The sequence below is a fragment of the Sporichthya brevicatena genome, from assembly GCF_039525035.1.
Classification (GTDB): domain Bacteria; phylum Actinomycetota; class Actinomycetes; order Sporichthyales; family Sporichthyaceae; genus Sporichthya; species Sporichthya brevicatena.
The window spans coordinates 1-18419 of the sequence record NZ_BAAAHE010000037.1 but is presented as its reverse complement, the minus strand read 5'-3'; the positions used below and the strand labels follow the sequence as shown (position 1 = coordinate 18419).

Here is an 18419-nt window from a genome sequence, read left to right as displayed (position 1 = left end):
GAGAACGTCCCCGCGATCGCGGCCGCCGCGGCGGCGCTCGCGGCCGTGCACGCCGAGGCGGCGGCGGAGGGCGCACGCCTCGCGGCGTTCACCGAGCGGATCCGCGCCGCCGCGGCGGCGCTGCCCGACGTCGTCGTCCACGGCCCGGCGGACCCGGACGCCCGGCTGCCCCACCTGGTGACCTTCTCCTGCCTGTACCTCGACGGCGAGGCGCTGGTGCGCGAACTGGACCGCGCCGGCTTCGCGGTGAACTCCGGCTCCTCGTGCACGGCCGACACTCTGAAGCCCAGTCACGTCCTGGAGGCGATGGGTGTCCTCTCGCACGGCAACGTCCGCGTCTCGCTCCCCCGCGGCACGACCGAGGCCGACGTCGACCGCTTCTGCGCGGTGCTGCCCGGCGTGATCGCCGAGCTCCGCGACGCCGCCGGGGTGACCGGGCTGTGAGCCGGCCGGCGCAGCTGACGCTGGACACCCTCGGCCGGCGCTGCCCGGCCCCGATCATCGAGCTCGCCCGGCACCTGCGTGACGTCGAACCGGGCGAGGTGATCGCGGTGGTCTCCGACGACGCCGCCGCCGCGCTCGACGTCCCGGCGTGGTGCGAGCTCCGCGGTCAGGAGTACCTCGGCAGCGCCCCGGCCGAGCCGGGGGTCGCGTACTACGTCCGGCGGGTTCACTCCCCCGGTGCCACGCCCGCTTCCTCGGGAGCGGACTCCGGCGGCGGGAACTGACGCGGGTCGTCCGTGCTTCGGCGCAGCAGGACGTACTCGCCCCGCTCGAGCACGACTCCGTAGCCGGTCTCGCGGGCGAGGTCGACGAAGGCGTCCTGATCCGCGAGCGCGTCGAACGGCCAGTTCACCGGGTCCGTGCGGTCGACGACGATCCACTCCGGGTTCGGCCGCGACTGCCGCGAGCCGAACACCGACACCTCTGCGCGCGCGGTCAACTGCGGCACCAGACGGTTCGAGGCCTGGACCTGGGCGTCGTCGGGGATCGGGGCGAGCACGGCGCGGGCGTCGGCGACGCGGGGCTCGTCGGCCCAGGTGCTCGGCCGCACCGCCGACCACAGCGGGTGGGCCGGGACCAGCAGGGCGGTGACGACGGCGCTGATCGCGAGCGCCTCCCGGATCCGCGCGGGGCCCTGGTGCGCGCGCAGGCGCCGCAGCCCGTCGACGAACGCGACGAAGACGACCGGCATCAGCACGGCGCTGTAGTGGTAGCTGGTCCCCCAGTACAGCGCGTTGTCCGACGTCAGCCGCCACGCGAGCGTGGGCAGCACGAGCAGGAGCAGCGGCGAGCGCAGCGCCACCATCGCGGTCGGCGCGACCAGCAGGATCAGCAGCACGACCTTGGGCTCGTGCTCGAACAACCCGACGGTGACGCGCTCGAGGTGCGCGCCGAGGCCGCCGCTGTCGTCGCTGCGGCGGTGCGAGTCCCACCAGGCCGAGAACGTGCCCTCCGGGGTGTTCGCCGGGAGCAGCCAGAACACCTCGACCGCCGTCCCCGCCAGGCCCGCGACGACGGTCGCGAGGCCGAGCCGCCGGGCGCCGAACCACGCGACGAGCGCGCCGACCGCGGCGACGGTGAGCCCGAGGTCCTCCTTCACCAGCAGCAGCGGCAGCGCCCACAGGACGGCGGCGCGCAGCCGCCGTTCGGCCAGGGCCACGACGCTGCCCGCCGTCAGCGGGACGGCGAACATCACCTCGTGCGCGTCGAACCCGACGGCCTCGGCGATCCCCCACGACAGCCCGTAGCCCAGGCCGACGACCACGGCGGCGGGGCGCCCCAGCACCCGCTGGGCGTACCGGGCGATCGGCACGACGGCGATCGCGAGCAGGAAGGCCTGCGCGAGCAGGATCGTCACCGGCGTCGGGAACACCCGGTACAGCGGCGCGAGCGCCGCGTACGCCGGGGAGAAGTGATCCCCGAGCAGGTTGGCGTCCGGTCCCTCGACCTCGACGATCGGGGCGCCGCCGGAGGCGAAGCCGCGCACGGCCTGCTCGACGATCCCGAGGTCGAAGCCGGTGGTGCGGACGCGCTGGTGCAGGCGCACCGACACGACCGCGTAGAGCGCGAACAACCCGGCGGCGAGGAACCAGATCCAGGTGGTCCCGGCCGTCCGGGCGCGGCGATCCGGGGTCGGCGGGTCCGGGTGCGGCTGCCGCGGCAGCCCCGTCGAGTGCGCCGTCTGCGCCTCGGTCGCCATCGCCTGCCCCTCGGAACGCGTCAGCTCCCATCCAACCCCAGGGCCGGCGCGCCCGAGCGGACCCCGTCGTCGAAGGCGGGTGGCAGCGGCAGCTCCAAGGCCCGCTCCAGTCGCCGCAGGTACTCCGGCCGCGGGACGTCAACCGCGCCGAGTGTGCGCAGGTGGTCCGTCGTCCACTGGACGTCGAACAGCCGCTCCGCCGCCGGTCCCTCCCCCGCCGCGAGCATCTCGCCGACCGCCGCCACGGCCGCCTTGGACGCGTCGGTGACGCGGTGGAACATCGACTCCCCCGCGAAGAGGCCGCCGATCGCCAGGCCGAACAACCCGCCGGCCAGCGCGCCGTCCGCGGTGCGGACCTCGATGCTGTGCGCCCAGCCGAGCTCGTGCATCCGCCGGTAGGCGCCGCGCAGGGCCGGGGTGATCCAGCCGTGCGGACGACGGGGGTCGGCGCAGGCCGCGACGACCTCGTCGAAGGCGGTGTTCACGGTGACGGTGAACCGGCGCCGGGTGCGTCGGAGGGAACGGCTGACGTGGACCCCGTCGACGGGCAGCACGCCGCGGGGGTCCGGGGACCACCACCCCATCGGACCGCGGCGCCCCTCCGGCATCGGGAAGATGCCCGACCGGTACGCGGCGAGCAACGTGCCCGGTTCCAGGTCGGCGCCCACGCCGACCAGCCCGAGCGGGTCCGCGACCTCGACCGGGGGGAACGCCCAGGGCGTCGGTTCCGGCTCGACCGGCACGCGGGGCCCGTCGGAGGTCAGGCGGGCAGGCCCGCGAGGTGCGGCTCGACCTCCGCCGCGGCGTCCGCGCCGTAGGCGGCACCGAAGCGCTTGAGGAAGCCGGCGCGGTCGAGGGTGTACTCCTGCGTGCCGACGGTCTCGACGACGTGCGCGGCCAGCAACGACCCGATTTGCGCGCTGCGCTCCAGCCCGAGGTCCCAGCTCAGCCCGGCGAAGAAGCCGGCGCGGAACGCGTCACCGACGCCGGTGGGCTCAAGCACCTTCTCCACGGCCGCGACCGGGACGTGGACGGCCTGCTCGCCGCGCCGCTGCACCCGCGCGCCGTTGGCGCCCATGGTCATGACGCGGACCTCGACGCGCTCGGAGATCTCCTCGGCGGTCCAGCCGGTCTTCTTCTCGACGACCGAGGCCTCGTACTCGTTGGTGAACAGGTACGTCGCGCCGTCGATCAGGTTCCGGATCGCGGCGCCGTCCAGCCAGGCCACCTGCTGCGAGGGGTCGGCCGCGAACGGGATGCCGCGCTCCCGGCACTCCGCGGTGTGACGGGCCATGGCCTCGGGGTCGTTGGCGCCGATCAGGACGACGTCCAGCCCGCCCACGCGGGCGGCGATCGGCCCGAGCTCGATCTCCCGGGCCTCGCTCATCGCGCCCGCGTAGAACGAGGCGATCTGGGCCTGGTCACGGTCGGTGGTGCACACGAACCGGGCGGTGTGCTTGAGCTCGGACACGTGGACCGACGCCGTGTCGACGCCGTGGCGCTCCAACCAGGAGCGGTAGGGCTCGAAGTCCTCACCGACGGCGCCGACGAGCACCGGCTGCAGGCCGAGGCAGCCCATGCCGAAGGCGATGTTGGCCGCCACGCCGCCGCGGCGGACCTCCAGGTCCTCGACGAGGAACGACAGCGAGACCTTCTCCAGCTGGTCCGCGACGAGCGAGTCCGCGAACCGCCCCTCGAAGGTCATCAGGTGGTCGGTGGCGATCGAGCCGGTGACGGCGATCTTCACGCGGGGAACTCCTCAGGCACGGGTGCGGTCCGCCCCGGTGCACCGGCGGGCGCGGGCGGGTACGCGGACAGGGTGCGCTCAGGCTACCTGCAGGTAAGGGCTGGTTCCGCCCGCGCGCAGCGCCTAGCGTGACCCGCAGCGCACCTCGCCGAGCCCCCATCCGAGGAGGCCGTCATGGCCGATCCGCGTACGCAGTTCACCGGCACGTCCACCGGCACGTTCGTGCTCGATCCCGGCCTGGAACTCCTGTGCCGGGACGCCGAACGGCTGGCGACGACGTTCCCGCCGCCGCTGATCGAGAAGACCGGCTCGTGGCGGCCGGCCCCGTGGGACCTGAGCCCCGCGTCCGCGTGGCTCGCGCGGGGCATGCCGTCCAGCGTGCTCTAGCCCGTTCGGGTGAACCGCCGGGTGCCGAGCCGCCGGCGCGCGCTCAGTGGAAGCTGTCGCCGCAGGCGCAGGACCCGGCCGCGTTCGGGTTGTCGATCGTGAAGCCCTGCTTCTCGATCGTGTCGACGAAGTCGATGGTGGCGCCGCCCAGGTAAGGGACGCTCATCCGGTCGACGACAACGCCGACGCCGTTGAAGTCGTGCACGACGTCGCCGTCGAGCGAGCGCTCGTCGAAGAAGAGCTGGTACCGAAGCCCCGAGCAACCGCCGGGCTGGACCGCGATGCGCAGCTGGAGGTCGTCACGACCTTCCGCTTCGAGCAGGTTCTTGACCTTCGAGACCGCAGCGTCGGTCAGGACGACGCCGCTGGTGGTGGTCTCGCTGGATGCCGTCATGAGCTCGCTCCTGGCGTATGTACGGGTCCGGTCCGCATGTGCGGAACACACCCATGCTGACACACGAGACCCCCTCCGGCATTCCCGTCGACCGGGGCGGACGAAGGCCTGTGCACAGAGTCACACGGATTGCCCGCCTTGCTCGGGCGCGCCCGCCCGGGGCCGGTGGGTGCTCCGCCGCTGGTCAGCGGCGCGACCAGGCCCGCGCGACCCGGGCGGCGAGGGCCTGGAGGTGGACCGCGGGTTCGGCCATGGCGGCCTCCGCGGATCCGGCGAGTTCCGCCACCGAGTAGGCCGACTCGACCCCGAGGGCGGCCATCTCCCGCCGTCCGACCTCGACCTGGCCGGCGAGGACGACGCACGGCCGCGCCACCGACATCGCGAGTTCGGCGACGCCGGAGACGACCTTGCCCTGCAGGGACTGCCAGTCGAAGCAGCCCTCGCCGGTGACGACCACGTCGACGGCCGCGGCCGCCTCCGCCAGGCCGGTCAGCTCGATGACGCCCGCGATGCCGGGCACGCGGCGTGCACCGAGCAGCAACAGTCCGTAGCCGAGCCCGCCGGCGGCGCCCGCCCCGGCGGCGATCGCGAGCGAACCGGTCATGTTCAGGCCCACGTCGGGCTGCGCGGCGCGGGCGAAGTGCTCCAGCGCGGCGTCCAGTCGCTGGACCTGGTCGGCGGTCGCCCCCTTCTGGGGGCCGAACACCGCGCTCGCGCCCCGCAGGCCCAGCAGGGGGCTGTCCACGTCGGAGGCGATGCGGACGTCGACGCCGGCGAGCCGCTCCCGGGCCGCGGACAGGTCCAGCGCGGCCGGGTCCAGGTCGCCCAGGGCCGCTCCCCCGTCGCGCAGCAGGTCGCCGGGCTGCGCGCCCAGGGCCGCGAGCGCTCCGGCCCCGCCGTCGTTGGTGCCGGACCCGCCGAGGCCGATCACCAGCGCGCGGGCCCCGGCGTCCAGGGCCGCGGCGATCAGCTCCCCGACGCCGGCGGTGGTGGTCCGGGTGGGATCGCGGCGGTCCGGCGGGACCAGATGCAGGCCGCAGGCCTGGGCGGACTCCAGGTAGGCGGTGCCGTCGGCGGTCAGCAGCAGCGTGGCCGGGACCGGATCCCCCAGCGGGCCGGTGACGGTCACGGCGAGCAGCTCACCGCCGAGGGCGGCGGCGACGACGTCGACGAAGCCGGGGCCCCCGTCCGAGAGCGGCGCGACGGTGATCTCGTCGTCCGGGGCGGCCGAGCGCCAGCCCGCCGCGATCGCGGCGGCGGCGTCCGGAGCGCTCAGGGTTCCGGTGAAACAGTCGGGGGCGACGAGGACACGCATCCGCGGAAGATAACGCGCAAGCGAAGCGTTCTTCCCGGTACGCGGCCACGGAAACAGCGCGGCACGGTTCGACACGAACACCTGTGCAAACATCGTGACCGGAAGCGCGCAAAGGAGAACGCCGTGAGCATCAGCACCCCGGTGCCACTGACCCTGCTGACGCGAGGCCCGGCGGACCTGTCCTCCGAGCGGGGCGTCGAGTGCCCCGGCGAGCTGCCACCGGCCGCCGACCCGGCCCTCGCCGAGCGCATCGCGGCCGCGAAGGCCGCGCTCGGGAGCCGCGTCTTCGTCCTCGGTCACCACTACCAGCGCGACGACGTCATCGCCTTCGCGGACGTCACCGGTGACTCCTTCAAGCTCGCGCAGCAGGCCGCGGCGCGGCCCGAGGCCGAGTTCATCGTCTTCTGCGGCGTGCACTTCATGGCCGAGTCCGCCGACATCCTCACCGGCGACCACCAGCGCGTGATCCTCCCCGACATGGCCGCCGGCTGCTCGATGGCCGACATGGCGACGTGGGAGCAGGTCGAGGACGCCTGGGACGTGCTCGCCGACGCCGGCGTCGCCGACCGGACGATCCCGGTCTCGTACATGAACTCCTCCGCCGCCATCAAGGCCTTCACCGGCCGCCACGGCGGGACGATCTGCACCTCCTCGAACGCGCACGTCGCCCTGACGTGGGCCTTCGAGCAGGGCGAGAAGGTGCTGTTCCTCCCCGACCAGCACCTCGGTCGGAACACCGCCGTGCGGCACCTCGGGATGAGCCTCGAGGACTGCGTCGTCTACGACCCGCACAAGCCCAACGGCGGGCTGACGGAGCGTCAGCTGCAGGACGCGAAGATGATCCTGTGGCGCGGGCACTGCTCGGTCCACGGCCGGTTCACCGAGCAGAACGTGCACGACGTGCGCGAGCGCATCCCGGGCGTGAACGTCCTCGTGCACCCCGAGTGCCGCCACGAAGTCGTCAGTGCGGCCGACCACGTCGGGTCGACCGAGCACATCATCCGGACCCTCGAAGCCGCCCCGGCCGGTTCGGCCTGGGCGATCGGCACCGAACTCAACCTGGTGCAGCGCCTCGCGAAGCAGCACCCGGACAAGCAGGTCGTCTTCCTCGATAAGACCGTCTGCTACTGCTCGACGATGAACCGCATCGACATGCCGCACCTCGCTTGGGCACTGGAGTCCCTCGTCGAGGGGCAGGTCCGCAACGTCATCACCGTCGACGCCGAGACTGCCCGCTACGCGAAGATCGCCCTCGACCAGATGCTGGCCCTGCCGGGCATCTGACCCACCGTGTCAAAAAAGGGTGTCACCCTTTTTTGACAGGACGGTCAGGACGACTCGCCCGCGGGCAGCGCGGTGCGGCCGAGCCCGAGGCCGAGGTAGACCGCGGCGTACTGCCCGGTCGACAGGAGCGAGGCGTACCGGCTGACCGGGCCGCCGTCGTGGCAGGAGAGCACGCGGTGCCGGACACCGTTCTGCTCGGCCTCGGCCAGCAGGCGGCCGCGGGTCATCCGGACCGTCGTGTCCTCGGAGCCGTCGTCGAGGACGATCAGCACCGGCCGCTGCTCGGCGGGCCCGTCCTCGAACGGGTCGGCGAAGATGTCGTTGCTCCGGTTCACCCCCGCGCCCCGGATGACGGGGATCAGGTGGTCGGCGTCGGCCGCGAGCGCGGTCCGGCCGCTCGCCTGCCGCATCGCCTCGGCGACGCGCCGACCGGCGCGGGCCGCGAGCACCGAGCCGCCCCACACCAGCGGGACCGCCTCGGCGAGCTCGACGGCCAGGTCCTTGGCCGGGTTCGACCCGAGGTTCCGGAGGGGCGCACAGGCCACCGCCGACTCCACGAGCTTCTCCGCGACCTCCTCGGCGTCGACCTCCGGGCCGAGGCCGAGGGTGTGCAGCGCCTGCAGGGCGACGACCGCGACCGCGAGGACGTCGGTGGTCTGCGTCGGCAGGAGCACGGTCGAGCGGGACGCGGAGGACTCGGCGAGCGGGGACTGCGCCGGCGTCGAGACCAGCAGGTTGCACCCGCGGCGGACGGCCTCGGCGGCGGCGGACGCGGCGTCCGGGCTGTGGCCGCCGGGCGCGATGACCACGACGAGGTCGAGCGCACCGGCCCACCCCGGCAGGCCGGGGCCCGGCCACGCGACGAACGGCACCGGGCACCAGGGCTCCAGGACCGCCCGCAGCAGGCGGGCGTCGGACCCGGCGGCGACGACCGCACGGGGGCGCTGCGTGTTGGCCAGTGCCGCCATCGCCTCGGTCGCGGCGTTCACCTCGTGGCGCACGCGCGAGCCGGCCTCGGCGAGATGACGGAGCAGGTCGTCGACCCCGGCGAGCGCGGTCTCGTCCTCGAGCAGACGGTCGTCGAAGAAGTCCACGGCCACGGGCGCAGGTCCTCGGTTCCTCGGGCGGCGAGCCCGGTTCGGGCAGGTCAGGGCGGACGTCAGCGTAGAACCCGGGCGGGAGGCGCGCGGCAGGGACGGCGCCGGGTCAGCGTCGGGTCAGGCGCCGTCGGGCTTCTCGTTCGTGCCGATCTCCTTCGGCGGCGTGCTGCCGCCGGCGGCGAGTTCGGCCTTCATCCGCGTCATCTCGAGCTCGACGTCCGACGCCGACGACAGCCGGGTCAGCTCGGCGGCGACGTCGTCCCGGGCCCCCGGCCCGGCGTCGAGGGTGCCGGCGGCGATCAGCTCGTCGATCGCACCCGCCCGGGCCTGCATCTGCTGGGTCTTGTCCTCGGCCCGCTGGATCGCGAGGCCGACCTCGCCCAGCTCGTCGGACAGGCCGCTGACGGCCTCGTTGACCCGCGTCTGGGCCTCGGCCGCGGTGTAGCTGGCCTTGATCGTCTCCTTGCGGGTGCGGAAGGAGTCGACCTGGGCCTGCAGCCGCTGGGCGGCGAGGGTGAGCTTCTCCTCCTGCGCGGCGAGCTCGGCGTGCTGCGTGTCGAGGTCCGCCGCCTGCTGCTGGATCGCCGAGCGGCGGGTCAGCACCTCGCGGGCGAGGTCCTCCCGGCCGAGCGCCAGGGCCTGCCGGGCCTGCTCCTCGCACTTGTCCGCCTGCGTCCGCAGCTGCTGCTGCTGGAGCTCGAGGCGCTTGCGGGAGGACGCGACGTCGACGACGCCCCGCCGCACCCGCTGCAGCATCTCCAGCTGCTTGGAGTAGCTGTAGTCGAGCGTCTCGCGCGGGTCCTCGGCCCGGTCGAGGGCCTTGTTCGCCTTGGCCTTGAAGATCAGCTTCAGCCGCTGCCACATGCCCATCGGCTCCGTGCCGCCCTTCCGTCAAGACGCTCTCCCGCGGGGAGCATCACCCTACGCCGACTATCCTGGGCGTGTGTTCACGCGACGCGACCGCGAGTCCGCCACCACCGAGGCCCCGTCGGCCCCCGTGGTGGAGTCGGGCAAGGGCCGACCCACCCCCAAGCGCCGCGAGGCCGAGAAGGAGCGCCGCGAGCGCATCCGCCCGCCGCGGGACAGCCGCGAGCGCGCGAAGATGCAGCGCAAGAAGCGTTCCGAGACCACACGCCTGATGCGGGAGGCCCTGAACAACGGCGACGAGCGCTACCTGCCGAACCGGGACAAGGGTCCGGTCCGGAAGTTCTGCCGGGACTGGGTCGACGGCCGGCTCACCGCCGCCGAGTTCTTCATGCCCATCGCGCTGGCCAGCCTCGTGCTGATGGTCGCCGGCGCCAACGGCATCGGCGGGTCGCTGTCCTCGGTGATGATCCTCGTGGTCCTCGTCGACTCCGCGATCCTCACGGTCCAGCTCAAGAAGGCGCTGAAGCGGAAGTTCCCGGACGAGTCCCGCCGGGGCGCCGTCTCCTACACGCTGATGCGGGCCCTGACCTGGCGCTCCATGCGCACCCCGAAGCCGCAGGTCCCCCGCGGCTTCCGCCCCAGCTGACGCCTCAGCCGAGCGGGGGCTGCTCCGCCGGTTACTCCCCCGGTCACTCCGCCGGGTGCAGCGACATCGGGCCGTAGACCTTCGCGCCGTTCTCCAGCAGGGTCACGGCGTCGACGCCCTGGTCGAGCAGCTCCCGCCACACCTCGCCGACCCAGCTCTCGGCGTCGGCCTGCGTCGGGAACTGCGGCACCGACCCGGCCACGGGGAGCACCTCGCTGCCGTCGCGCTTCTCGTACCGCCAGCTCCAGGCCATGCCACCCGCTCCGCTCGATCGTGCCGTCAGGTACGGCAGGCTAGCCGCCGTGACCGACACCCGCCCCGCACGACGCGTCCTGCTGCTCGGCGGGGCCCGGTCCGGGAAGTCGGTGGCCGCCGAGGCGATGGCCGCCGCGGCGGCGTCCGGTGGCGAGGTCGTCTACGTCGCCACCGCCGACCGGCGACCGGACGACGCCGAGTGGGCGGCCCGGATCGTCGCGCACCAGGAGCGGCGGCCCGCGACCTGGCGCACCGTCGAGACCGCCGACCCGGTACCGGTCCTGCGAGAGCCCGACCGCGGGGTGGTCCTGCTCGACTGCGTCGCGCTGTGGCTGGCCCGGGCCATGGACGCCGTCGATGCCTGGGACGACGCCGCGTGGGCCGCCGACGCCCCCACCCGTCTGGGTGAACGGGTGAATGCCCTGGTCACCGCGTGGGCAGAGGCCCGGGGGACGGTGATCGCAGTGAGCAACGAGGTCGGCATGGGTGTGGTGCCCGCGACGGCGGCCGGGCGACGGTTCCGCGACGAGCTCGGCCGGCTCAACGTGCGCCTCGCCGCGGCGGCCGACGAGGCCTATCTGGTGGTCGCCGGGCGCCTGCTCCCCCTGGCCCAGCCCGGGGCCGGTGCCGGGGTCGGTTCCGGGGCCGGTGCGGGGTGGGCGTAGTGCCCCCGGTCGCGACGTGTCCTAGGCTCCGGGCGCGATGAACAACGCGCGCCTGGACAAGCTCTCCGGTCTCATCGAGTGGCCGGACGACGACGCACGCTCCGCGGCGGTCGCGCGGCTCCGCGAACGCCGGGAGGACCCGCTCGGGCGGCTCGGAGACATCGCGGCCTGGCTGGCCGCCGTCTACGGCGTCTGCCCGCCGCCCCCGCCGGCGCGCGCGAAGCTGATGATCTTCACCGACGACGCCGGTGTGCCGGACGTCGTCGACCGGGTGGCCTCCCACAGCCTGCGGGCCGTGCTCCGCAGCCGGGCCGACGGCGAGGCGACCGAGGTCTGGGACGCCCTGGCCCGCGGGGCCCTGCTCGCGGACACCGAGGCCGACATCGGCACCGACCTGCTGCTGCTCGCCGCCCCGAGCGAGGCGGCCCGGGTCCCGGCCGCGACCCTCATCGCGTTCCTCAACGAGGCCGACGCGCAGACCGTCGCGAGCACGCTGCGCGGTGACCAGGAGTGGATGCGGATGGTCTCGGCCGTCCGCGACAGCCTCCGCCGCGTGAAGAAGGCCCCCGAGGACCCGCTGTCGCTGCTCGAGGCCCTCGGTGGGACCGAGATCGCCCACCTGACCGGCGTCATCCTCGGCGCGGCGGCACGCAAGCTCCCGGTGATCTTCGAGGGCCTGGCCCCGACGGCGGCCGCGCTGATGGCGCACCGGATCAACGAGGCCGCCGGCGCCTGGTTCATGCCGGCGCACAACGACCCGGACCCGGCCAGCACGTCCGGCCTGCGCTACCTGGGCCGCTCGGCGCTGCTGGACGTCGGACTGTTCCCGGGTGACGGCATCGCCGTCCTCCTCGCGGCCGAGATGCTCGACGTCGCCGCGGCGTCCCTGTCGGACACCGGCCGGATCGCCGGCGAGGGCGAGACCTGGTTCTCCGACCCGCTCTCCCCGCTCTCGGAGATCCCGGTGGAGCCCGAGGGCGACACGTCCGCCCCCGGTTCCTGACGCGGGACCGGCCGGCGTGCGGTTCCCCGCCCGGCTGACCGCCGGGGCCCGACTCTCCGTCGGGTTGCTCACGGTGGTTCCCGTCGGTGCGGTCCGGGCCGAGCGTGAGCAGGCCGGCGCCGCGATCCTCTGCGCGCCGCTGGTCGGCGCGGGACTCGGCGCGGGCGTCGGACTCGTGGCGTGGGGGCTCGGCGAACTCGGCACGTCGACGCTGATCACCGGTATCGGCGTCGTCGCGCTGTTCGCCGCCCTGACGCGGGGCCTGCACCTCGACGGCCTGGCCGACACCGCCGACGGCCTCGGCAGCCGCAAGCACCCCGACGGCGCCCTCGCGGTGATGAAAGCCTCCGACATCGGTCCGTTCGGCGTGCTGTCGATCCTGTTCGCCGTCCTGCTCCAGTGCGTCGCGGCCGCCACCCTGCTCGCCCGCGGCCCGGACCACCACGCGGTCGCGCTGCTCGCCCTCGCGGCCGCCACCGCCCGGATCCCGGTCGTGTGGGCGTGCCGCGCCGGCCTGCCCGCCGCCCGGCCCGAGGGCCTCGGCGCCCTGGTGGGCGGGACCGTCCCCGGCGCCGCGGCCGCGGTCTGGGCCGGGACGGCGCTGTGGGTGGCCGCGCTGATCGGGCTCTGGACCGACGTCGGCGCCGCCCGCGCCGTGATCGCCGTCGGGCTCGCTCTCCTCGCCGCCGCCGCTCTGCTCGAGCACTGCCGACGCCGGTTCGGCGGGATGACCGGGGACGTGCTCGGCGCGCTCGTCGAGACCGCGATGACGGTCGCTCTCGTGGTGCTGTCGACGACCTGACCGTACGTCAGGTCGACAGGGCGTCCGGCAGAGCGAAGCGTCAGCGCACGTGCGAGGGGACGAACGGCGGCTTCGTCACCTGGAACCGGCCGGGCCGCCCCCGGACGTCGACGACGACCTCGTCGCCGTCGGCCACCGCGTCGGCCGTGCCGGCCTCGACGAGCGCGAGCCCGATGCCGACCTTGCGGGTCGGGGAGAACGTGCCGCTGGTGACCTCACCGATCGCGGCGCCGCCCTCCGCGCGCAGGACCGTCATGTGGCAGCGCGGGATCGCGCGCTCCAGGCCGACCAGACCGACCAGGCGGCGGGACCGGCCCGCGGCCTTCTCGGCCAGGAGCGCGTCGCGGCCCCAGAACGCCGGCTTGTCCCAGCCGACGGCCCAGCCGAGCCCGGCCTGCACGGCAGTGACGGCACGTGAGATGTCCTGGCCGTGCAGGGGGTACCCCATCTCGGTGCGCAGGGTGTCGCGCGCACCGAGGCCGCAGGGCACGGCGCCGAACTGCTCCCCGGCCTTGAGCAGGGCGTCCCACAGGTCGCCGGCGTCCTCCCAGCGCGGCAGCAGCTCGTAGCCCCGCTCGCCGGTGTAGCCGCTGCGGCAGACGACGACCGGACGGCCGTCCCAGGTGGCGTCGACGAAGCTCATGTAGTCGTGCCCCGTCGGCAGCCCGAGGGCCGCGACCAGGTCGTCGGCGCGCGGACCCTGGACGGCGAGGACGCCGAAGTCGGTGTGCCGGTCGGTGACCGTGACGCCGGCCGGAGCGGCGTCGGCCAGCAGGCCCGCGACCGTGGCGCAGTTGGCCGCGTTCGGGACGACGAGCACGTCGTCGTCGGCGCGCAGGTAGACGATCAGGTCGTCGACGACACCCCCGTCCTCGGCGCAGCAGAGGCTGTACTGCGCGGACCCGGGGGCGATGCGGTCGAGCGCGTTGGTGAAGCAGGAGTCGACGAACGCGGCGGCGCCCGGTCCGGTGACCGAGAGCTTGCCCAGGTGCGTGACGTCGAAGACGCCGACGGCCGTGCGCACCGCGGTGTGCTCGGCGACGACGCCGAGCTTCGCGGGGACGCCGCCGTAGTCGATCGGCATCTCCCAGCCGCCGAAGTCGGCGAGCTTCGCGCCCAGCTCCTGGTGCCGTTCGTGCAGGGGCGAATGCCGCAGTTCGGTCATGGGCACACGCTAGTGACCCGGCAACCGGGCGCAGCGCCGTGGCGCGGTTAGGCTTCGAACTCAGCCCTGCCCGCGATCTTGAAGAGGACCTCGCCGTGGCCACGATCTCCCTGTCCGCTACCGCCGCCACCGAGGTGCGTGCCGACGCCGTCGTCGTCGGCGTCAGCTCCGGCCCGAAGGGTCCGGTGCTCACCGCCGGCGCGAAGGCGATCGAGGCCGCCGGCATCGCGAAGCTGGCAGGCGTCCTCAAGGCCATGGGCGCCACCGGCAAGGCCGAGGAGGTCACGAAGATCCCCGCGTCCGGGTCGATCCGGGCCTCGGTCGTCGTGGTCGTCGGCCTCGGTGAGCCGCAGGGCCGCGCGGGCTACTCGGCCGAGACACTGCGGCGCGCGGCCGGGGCCGCGACCCGCTCGCTGGCCGGCAACAAGTCCGTCGCGCTCGCGCTGCCCGCCGACACCGTCGACGAGGTCGGCGCCGTCGCGGAGGGCGCGCTGCTCGGGGCGTACTCCTACCTGCGCTACCGCACGAACGGCTCCACTCCCCCGGCACCGGTGGGGGCGATCACCGTTGTCTCGTCGCTGACCGGCGACCGCGCCGCCAAGGCGGCGGTCACCCGCGCGGAGATCGTGGCCGACGCCGTCTGCTTCGCCCGCGACCTCGTCAACACCCCGCCCTCGGACCTGCACCCGGCCGACCTCGCCGCGTCCGCGGACTCCTACGGCCGCAAGGCCGGCCTCGCCGTCGAGATCCTCGACGAGCGCGCCCTGAAGAAGGGCGGCTTCGGCGGCATCCTCGCCGTCGGGCAGGGGTCGGAGAACAAGCCGCGCCTGGTGCGGATGTCGTGGACCCACCCGAAGGCCAAGAAGACGATCGCGTTCGTCGGCAAGGGCATCACGTTCGACTCCGGCGGCCTGTCGCTCAAGCCGGCGGACGCGATGATCACGATGAAGTGCGACATGGGCGGCGCGGCCGCGGTGATCGCGGCGATCAGCGCGATCGCCCGCCTGAAGCTGCCGGTCAACGTCACCGCGTGGGCGCCGACCGCCGAGAACATGCCCTCCGGCACGGCGCAGCGCCCGTCCGACGTCCTGAAGATGTACTCGGGCAAGACCGTCGAGGTGCTCAACACCGACGCCGAGGGCCGGCTCATCCTCGCCGACGCGATCGCACGGGCGTGCGAGGAGTCCCCGGACGTCCTCGTCGACGCGGCGACCCTGACGGGGGCGGCGATGGTGGCGCTCGGGCACCGCACGTCGGCCGTCATGAGCAACGACGACGACCTGCGCACGCGCGTCCATGAACTCGGCGAGCGGACCGGCGAGCGCATGTGGCCGATGCCGATGCCGGAGGAGCTGCGCAACTCGCTCAAGTCCTCGGTCGCCGACATCGCGAACATCGGCGAGCGTTGGGGCGGCGCGCTGTCCGCGGCGCTGTTCCTGCGCGAGTTCGTCGCCGACGGCGTGAAGTGGGCCCACCTCGACATCGCCGGCCCCGCCTTCAACGAGGGCGAGCCCTACGGCTACGTGCCCAAGGGCGGGACGGGCGTCGCGGTCCGCACCCTGGTCGCGCTGGCCGAGGACGTCGCCGCCGGCTGACGCCGCGGGTCCGGCGTCAGTTCGGGCAGAGGTCGCCGCCCGGCGGGCAGTCGAGCACCAGCCCGCCGGCCTTGCGCCACGCCGTTTCGTTCGCGGGCCGCAGGGCCGCGGCGAGGCGGAGCGCCTCCGCGGGCATCAGCCCGGACGCCGCGAACTTGATCGTGTAGTTCGGCGCCCACGCGATCAGCACGGTCACCGGCGCGGCACCGGGCGGGGCGGACCACGCGGCGGCGCGGCCGCCGATGCGGGTCCCGGTCACCTTCCCGCCCAGCTTGCGCAACACCGCGGTCTGAGCCGTCAGCCCGCGCAGGTGCCCGGTGATCCGCACGCTCGAGTCGGCGACGGGGTCGGCGTACTCGGCGTACCAGTCGAAGGAGCGGTCGTCCGCGAGATAGAGCTTGCGGCTCGCCCCGATCGGCTTGAGGCCCTGGCTGAGGAACCAGTCGCCCGAGCGCAGGACGACGAACCGGCTCTCACCCGCCACGACCGGCCCGCCGGCGTCGGCAGCCGCCCCCGTCGCGCCGGGCGTCCCGGTGCCGCCGGGTCCCGGGGTCGCCCCGGCGGTCGCGCCCGCGAGGGCGCCCTCGGCCGGCCCGTCCCCCTCGCCGCCGCCGTCGCCGCCGCACCCGGCGCCCATCAGGCTGAGGGCGGCGAGCACGGCAGCCGCCCGGGCTCGCACGTCAACGCCCTTGCTTGCGTTCGGCCGCGCGCCGGGCGTCGTAGTCCCGCTTGCGCTGGGGGTAGCCGGTCAGCGCCACGTCGTACACGGGCACGCCGAGCTTGCCCATCAGCGAGCGGGCGTGCTCGTGGCTCGGGACCCGGCGCCGGGTCCACTCGCCGTCGTGGGCGATGAGCATGACCGTCGGTTCGGTCACCGTCGTCTGCGGCTCCAGGTAGGCCTCGACGCCGACCCGGGTCTCGGCCCACTCCTTGAGGTGGTCACGGTCGGCGAGATCGGCGCGCCGGGAATCTCCCGTGGCCGCCTTCTTGCGGAACAACCTCATCTGCCGGACCCCTCCGTGATCTGCCAGCAGTATCGCCGCTGGTCGGGCGGTTCACCCCGACCGACGTGACCAAGGCCGCTCGCCCGCCTGATCGGGGTAGGAATCACAGGTGAAAGGATGACTGTTGCTCAACCGCAGACACCAGTGAGGGAGTTCCCGTGGCGGAGCAGGCAGGCACCGAATTCGACCTCGTGATCCTGGGGGGCGGCAGCGGCGGGTACGCCTGTGCTCTGCGCGCCGCCCAGCTGGGCATGTCGGTCGCGCTGATCGAGAAGGGCAAGCTCGGGGGCACCTGCCTGCACAACGGCTGCATCCCGACCAAGGCGCTCCTGCACGCGGCGGAGGTCGCCGACCTGGCCCGCGAGGGTGAGCAGTTCGGCATCAAGACCTCGCTGCACGGCATCGACATGGCCGGCGTGAACGCCTACAAGGACGGCGTGATCAACAAGCTCTACAAGGGCCTGCAGGGTCTGGTGAAGAGCCGCAAGATCACGCTGATCGAGGCCGAGGGCCGCCTGAGTTCCCCGACGAGCGTCGACGCCGGTGGCGTCCGCTACACCGGCAAGCACATCGTGCTCGCGACCGGCTCCGTGCCCCGTTCGCTCCCGGGCCTGGAGATCGACGGCACCCGCGTCATCACCTCGGACCACGCGCTGCTCCTCGACCGCGTCCCGAGCTCGGCGATCATCCTCGGCGGCGGCGTCATCGGCGTCGAGTTCGCCAGCGTCTGGAAGTCCTTCGGCGCCGACGTCACCATCGTCGAGGCGCTGCCCCACCTGGTCCCGGTCGAGGACGAGGCCAACTCCAAGCTCCTGGAGCGCGCGTTCCGCAAGCGCGGGATCGCCTTCGAGCTCGGCGCCCGGTTCACCGGCGTCCAGCACACCGCGAACGGCGTGCAGATCACGACCGAGAACGGGAAGACCCTCGAGGCCGAGGTGCTGCTCGTCGCGATCGGGCGTGGCCCGGTGTCGGCCAACCTCGGGTACGAGGAGGTCGGCGTCGAGATGGAGCGCGGCTTCGTCAAGGTCGACGGCCTGTGCCAGACGAACATCCCGACGATCTCCGCGGTCGGCGACCTGATCCCGACCCTGCAGCTCGCGCACGTCGGCTTCGCCGAGGGCATCCTCGTCGCGGAGCGGCTCGCCGGCCTCGACGTCGTCCCGATCGACTACGACGGCGTCCCGCGGGTCACCTACTCCGAGCCGGAGGTCGCCTCGGTCGGCATCACCGAGGCCGCCGCGAAGGAGCGTCTCGGCGCCGACAACGTCGAGACGATCACGTACGACCTGGCCGGCAACGGCAAGAGCCAGATCCTCAAGACCGCCGGCGCGATCAAGCTGGTCCGGCAGAAGGACGGCCCCGTCCTCGGCGTGCACATCGTCGGCTCGCGAGCCGGCGAACTCGTCTCCGAGGCTCAGTTGATCTACAACTGGGAGGCACTGCCGAGCGAGGTCGCGCAGCTGATCCACGCTCACCCGACGCAGGGTGAGGCACTCGGCGAGGCTCACCTCGCCCTGGCCGGCAAGCCCCTGCACGCGCACGGCTGACGTCCTGAGGGTTCGCCCTGAGGGTCCGTCAGAACTCTTTACGCCACCCGGTTCCGTCCCCCGCGAGGAGAACGTCACATGCCAGTCTCGGTCACCCTTCCGGCGCTCGGCGAGAGTGTCACCGAGGGCACCGTCACCCGGTGGCTGAAGCAGGAGGGCGACACGGTCGCCGTGGACGAGCCGCTGCTGGAGATCTCGACCGACAAGGTCGACACCGAGATCCCCGCCCCGGCGGCCGGCGTCCTGGTCAAGATCACCGTCGGTGAGGACGAGACCGTCGCCGTCGGCGCCGAGCTCGGCGTCATCGGCGACGCGGGTCCGGCCGCGCCGGCCGCGCCGGCCCCGGCCGCCGAGCCCGCTCCGCCCGCTCCGGCCGCCCCGGTCGCGGAGGCCCCCGCGCCCCCGCCGGCGCAGCCCGCAGCTCCGGCTCCCGTCGCGGA

General features: G+C 73.9%; 22 protein-coding genes. 11 read left to right on the top strand and 11 right to left on the bottom strand.

Annotated features, from left to right (window positions below; all coding sequences use genetic code 11):
- Both ABD401_RS18730 and ABD401_RS18725 read left to right on the top strand, forming a co-directional pair.
- A partial coding sequence (locus ABD401_RS18730; RefSeq protein ID WP_344607534.1) for an aminotransferase class V-fold PLP-dependent enzyme occupies positions 1–444 on the top strand: 444 nt, incomplete at its 5' end.
- Entirely contained in the window at positions 441–728 is a 288-nt protein-coding gene (locus ABD401_RS18725) for a sulfurtransferase TusA family protein (RefSeq protein WP_344607532.1), read from the top strand. The genes ABD401_RS18730 and ABD401_RS18725, both read left to right, overlap by 4 nt.
- On the opposite strand, the gene ABD401_RS18720 is transcribed toward ABD401_RS18725, so the two are convergent.
- From ABD401_RS18720 to ABD401_RS18710, 3 genes are read right to left on the bottom strand one after another with little or no spacing between them, the layout of a single operon-like run.
- Positions 671–2203 carry a DUF2079 domain-containing protein gene (locus ABD401_RS18720; protein ID WP_344607530.1) on the bottom strand — a complete coding sequence of 511 codons (1533 nt, stop codon included), beginning with the start codon at positions 2201–2203 and terminating at the stop codon, positions 671–673. The genes ABD401_RS18725 and ABD401_RS18720 overlap by 58 nt on opposite strands.
- A 20-nt stretch (positions 2204–2223) precedes the next feature.
- Positions 2224–2946 carry a leucyl/phenylalanyl-tRNA--protein transferase gene (gene aat / locus ABD401_RS18715; protein WP_344607528.1) on the bottom strand — a complete coding sequence of 241 codons (723 nt, stop codon included), beginning with the start codon at positions 2944–2946 and terminating at the stop codon, positions 2224–2226.
- 17 nt (positions 2947–2963) lie between these two features.
- Entirely contained in the window at positions 2964–3950 is a 987-nt protein-coding gene (locus tag ABD401_RS18710) for a carbohydrate kinase family protein (RefSeq protein WP_344607526.1), read from the bottom strand.
- A gap of 174 nt (positions 3951–4124) precedes the next feature.
- Here ABD401_RS18710 and ABD401_RS18705 point away from each other — a divergent pair, with 174 nt between their 5' ends.
- Complete coding sequence (locus tag ABD401_RS18705; RefSeq protein ID WP_344607524.1) at positions 4125–4337, top strand: hypothetical protein; 213 nt, start codon at positions 4125–4127, stop codon at positions 4335–4337.
- 43 nt (positions 4338–4380) lie between these two features.
- On the opposite strand, the gene erpA is transcribed toward ABD401_RS18705, so the two are convergent.
- Together erpA and ABD401_RS18695 are read right to left on the bottom strand one after the other, a co-directional pair.
- Positions 4381–4731, bottom strand: a complete 351-nt coding sequence (erpA, locus tag ABD401_RS18700) for an iron-sulfur cluster insertion protein ErpA (RefSeq protein WP_344607522.1) — start codon at positions 4729–4731, stop codon at positions 4381–4383.
- A gap of 184 nt (positions 4732–4915) precedes the next feature.
- Positions 4916–6046 (bottom strand): glycerate kinase family protein, encoded by a 1131-nt coding sequence (locus ABD401_RS18695; protein WP_344607520.1) that lies wholly within the window; start codon positions 6044–6046, stop codon positions 4916–4918.
- 123 nt (positions 6047–6169) lie between these two features.
- Here ABD401_RS18695 and nadA point away from each other — a divergent pair, with 123 nt between their 5' ends.
- Complete coding sequence (nadA, locus tag ABD401_RS18690) at positions 6170–7330, top strand: quinolinate synthase NadA (RefSeq protein WP_344607518.1); 1161 nt, start codon at positions 6170–6172, stop codon at positions 7328–7330.
- A 44-nt stretch (positions 7331–7374) separates the two neighbouring features.
- Here nadA and ABD401_RS18685 read toward each other — a convergent pair whose 3' ends face one another.
- Entirely contained in the window at positions 7375–8430 is a 1056-nt protein-coding gene (locus ABD401_RS18685) for an SIS domain-containing protein (protein WP_344607516.1), read from the bottom strand.
- Between the two features lie 117 nt (positions 8431–8547).
- A complete protein-coding gene (locus ABD401_RS18680) occupies positions 8548–9300 on the bottom strand; it encodes a PspA/IM30 family protein (RefSeq protein WP_344607514.1) in 753 nt (250 codons plus the stop codon).
- A gap of 73 nt (positions 9301–9373) precedes the next feature.
- Here ABD401_RS18680 and ABD401_RS18675 point away from each other — a divergent pair, with 73 nt between their 5' ends.
- Complete coding sequence (locus ABD401_RS18675; protein ID WP_344607512.1) at positions 9374–9943, top strand: DUF3043 domain-containing protein; 570 nt, start codon at positions 9374–9376, stop codon at positions 9941–9943.
- A gap of 43 nt (positions 9944–9986) precedes the next feature.
- On the opposite strand, the gene ABD401_RS18670 is transcribed toward ABD401_RS18675, so the two are convergent.
- The gene (locus tag ABD401_RS18670; protein WP_344607510.1) at positions 9987–10196 is read right to left on the bottom strand and encodes a hypothetical protein; all 210 of its coding nucleotides are present in this window, start codon (positions 10194–10196) and stop codon (positions 9987–9989) included.
- A gap of 49 nt (positions 10197–10245) precedes the next feature.
- Between ABD401_RS18670 and cobU the strand changes: the two genes are divergently transcribed.
- From cobU to ABD401_RS18655, 3 genes are read left to right on the top strand one after another with little or no spacing between them, the layout of a single operon-like run.
- Positions 10246–10863: a bifunctional adenosylcobinamide kinase/adenosylcobinamide-phosphate guanylyltransferase gene (gene cobU / locus ABD401_RS18665; RefSeq protein ID WP_344607508.1), complete on the top strand. Its 618-nt coding sequence runs from the start codon at positions 10246–10248 to the stop codon at positions 10861–10863.
- 37 nt (positions 10864–10900) lie between these two features.
- Positions 10901–11866 carry a nicotinate-nucleotide--dimethylbenzimidazole phosphoribosyltransferase gene (locus ABD401_RS18660; RefSeq protein ID WP_344607506.1) on the top strand — a complete coding sequence of 322 codons (966 nt, stop codon included), beginning with the start codon at positions 10901–10903 and terminating at the stop codon, positions 11864–11866.
- Between the two features lie 16 nt (positions 11867–11882).
- Entirely contained in the window at positions 11883–12668 is a 786-nt protein-coding gene (locus tag ABD401_RS18655) for an adenosylcobinamide-GDP ribazoletransferase (RefSeq protein WP_344607505.1), read from the top strand.
- 40 nt (positions 12669–12708) lie between these two features.
- Here the strand turns inward: ABD401_RS18655 and gcvT are convergent, their stop codons facing one another.
- On the bottom strand, positions 12709–13833 hold the full coding sequence (gene gcvT, locus ABD401_RS18650; protein WP_344607503.1) for a glycine cleavage system aminomethyltransferase GcvT: 1125 nt from the start codon (positions 13831–13833) through the stop codon (positions 12709–12711).
- A gap of 95 nt (positions 13834–13928) precedes the next feature.
- Between gcvT and ABD401_RS18645 the strand changes: the two genes are divergently transcribed.
- Positions 13929–15428 carry a leucyl aminopeptidase gene (locus ABD401_RS18645; protein ID WP_344607501.1) on the top strand — a complete coding sequence of 500 codons (1500 nt, stop codon included), beginning with the start codon at positions 13929–13931 and terminating at the stop codon, positions 15426–15428.
- 16 nt (positions 15429–15444) lie between these two features.
- Here ABD401_RS18645 and ABD401_RS18640 read toward each other — a convergent pair whose 3' ends face one another.
- Together ABD401_RS18640 and ABD401_RS18635 are read right to left on the bottom strand one after the other, a co-directional pair.
- The gene (locus ABD401_RS18640) at positions 15445–16107 is read right to left on the bottom strand and encodes a hypothetical protein (RefSeq protein ID WP_344607499.1); all 663 of its coding nucleotides are present in this window, start codon (positions 16105–16107) and stop codon (positions 15445–15447) included.
- A gap of 1 nt (position 16108) precedes the next feature.
- Positions 16109–16432, bottom strand: a complete 324-nt coding sequence (locus ABD401_RS18635; RefSeq protein ID WP_344607497.1) for a hypothetical protein — start codon at positions 16430–16432, stop codon at positions 16109–16111.
- Positions 16433–16590: 158 nt separating this feature from the next.
- On the opposite strand from ABD401_RS18635, the gene lpdA reads away from it, so the two are divergent.
- Together lpdA and ABD401_RS18625 are read left to right on the top strand one after the other, a co-directional pair.
- The gene (gene lpdA, locus ABD401_RS18630) at positions 16591–17979 is read left to right on the top strand and encodes a dihydrolipoyl dehydrogenase (RefSeq protein ID WP_344607495.1); all 1389 of its coding nucleotides are present in this window, start codon (positions 16591–16593) and stop codon (positions 17977–17979) included.
- Positions 17980–18057: 78 nt separating this feature from the next.
- The coding region (locus ABD401_RS18625; RefSeq protein ID WP_344607493.1) for a biotin/lipoyl-containing protein at positions 18058–18419 on the top strand (362 nt) is incomplete at its 3' end.

Coding starts and splice junctions, on each gene's coding strand:
- ABD401_RS18680 (WP_344607514.1), bottom strand. CDS start 9,300: ATGGGCATGTGGCAGCGGCTGAAGCTGATCTTCAAGGCCAAGGCGAAC.
- ABD401_RS18635 (WP_344607497.1), bottom strand. CDS start 16,432: ATGAGGTTGTTCCGCAAGAAGGCGGCCACGGGAGATTCCCGGCGCGCC.
- erpA (WP_344607522.1), bottom strand. CDS start 4,731: ATGACGGCATCCAGCGAGACCACCACCAGCGGCGTCGTCCTGACCGAC.
- gcvT (WP_344607503.1), bottom strand. CDS start 13,833: ATGACCGAACTGCGGCATTCGCCCCTGCACGAACGGCACCAGGAGCTG.
- ABD401_RS18660 (WP_344607506.1), top strand. CDS start 10,901: ATGAACAACGCGCGCCTGGACAAGCTCTCCGGTCTCATCGAGTGGCCG.
- ABD401_RS18720 (WP_344607530.1), bottom strand. CDS start 2,203: ATGGCGACCGAGGCGCAGACGGCGCACTCGACGGGGCTGCCGCGGCAG.
- ABD401_RS18695 (WP_344607520.1), bottom strand. CDS start 6,046: ATGCGTGTCCTCGTCGCCCCCGACTGTTTCACCGGAACCCTGAGCGCT.
- ABD401_RS18705 (WP_344607524.1), top strand. CDS start 4,125: ATGGCCGATCCGCGTACGCAGTTCACCGGCACGTCCACCGGCACGTTC.
- ABD401_RS18670 (WP_344607510.1), bottom strand. CDS start 10,196: ATGGCCTGGAGCTGGCGGTACGAGAAGCGCGACGGCAGCGAGGTGCTC.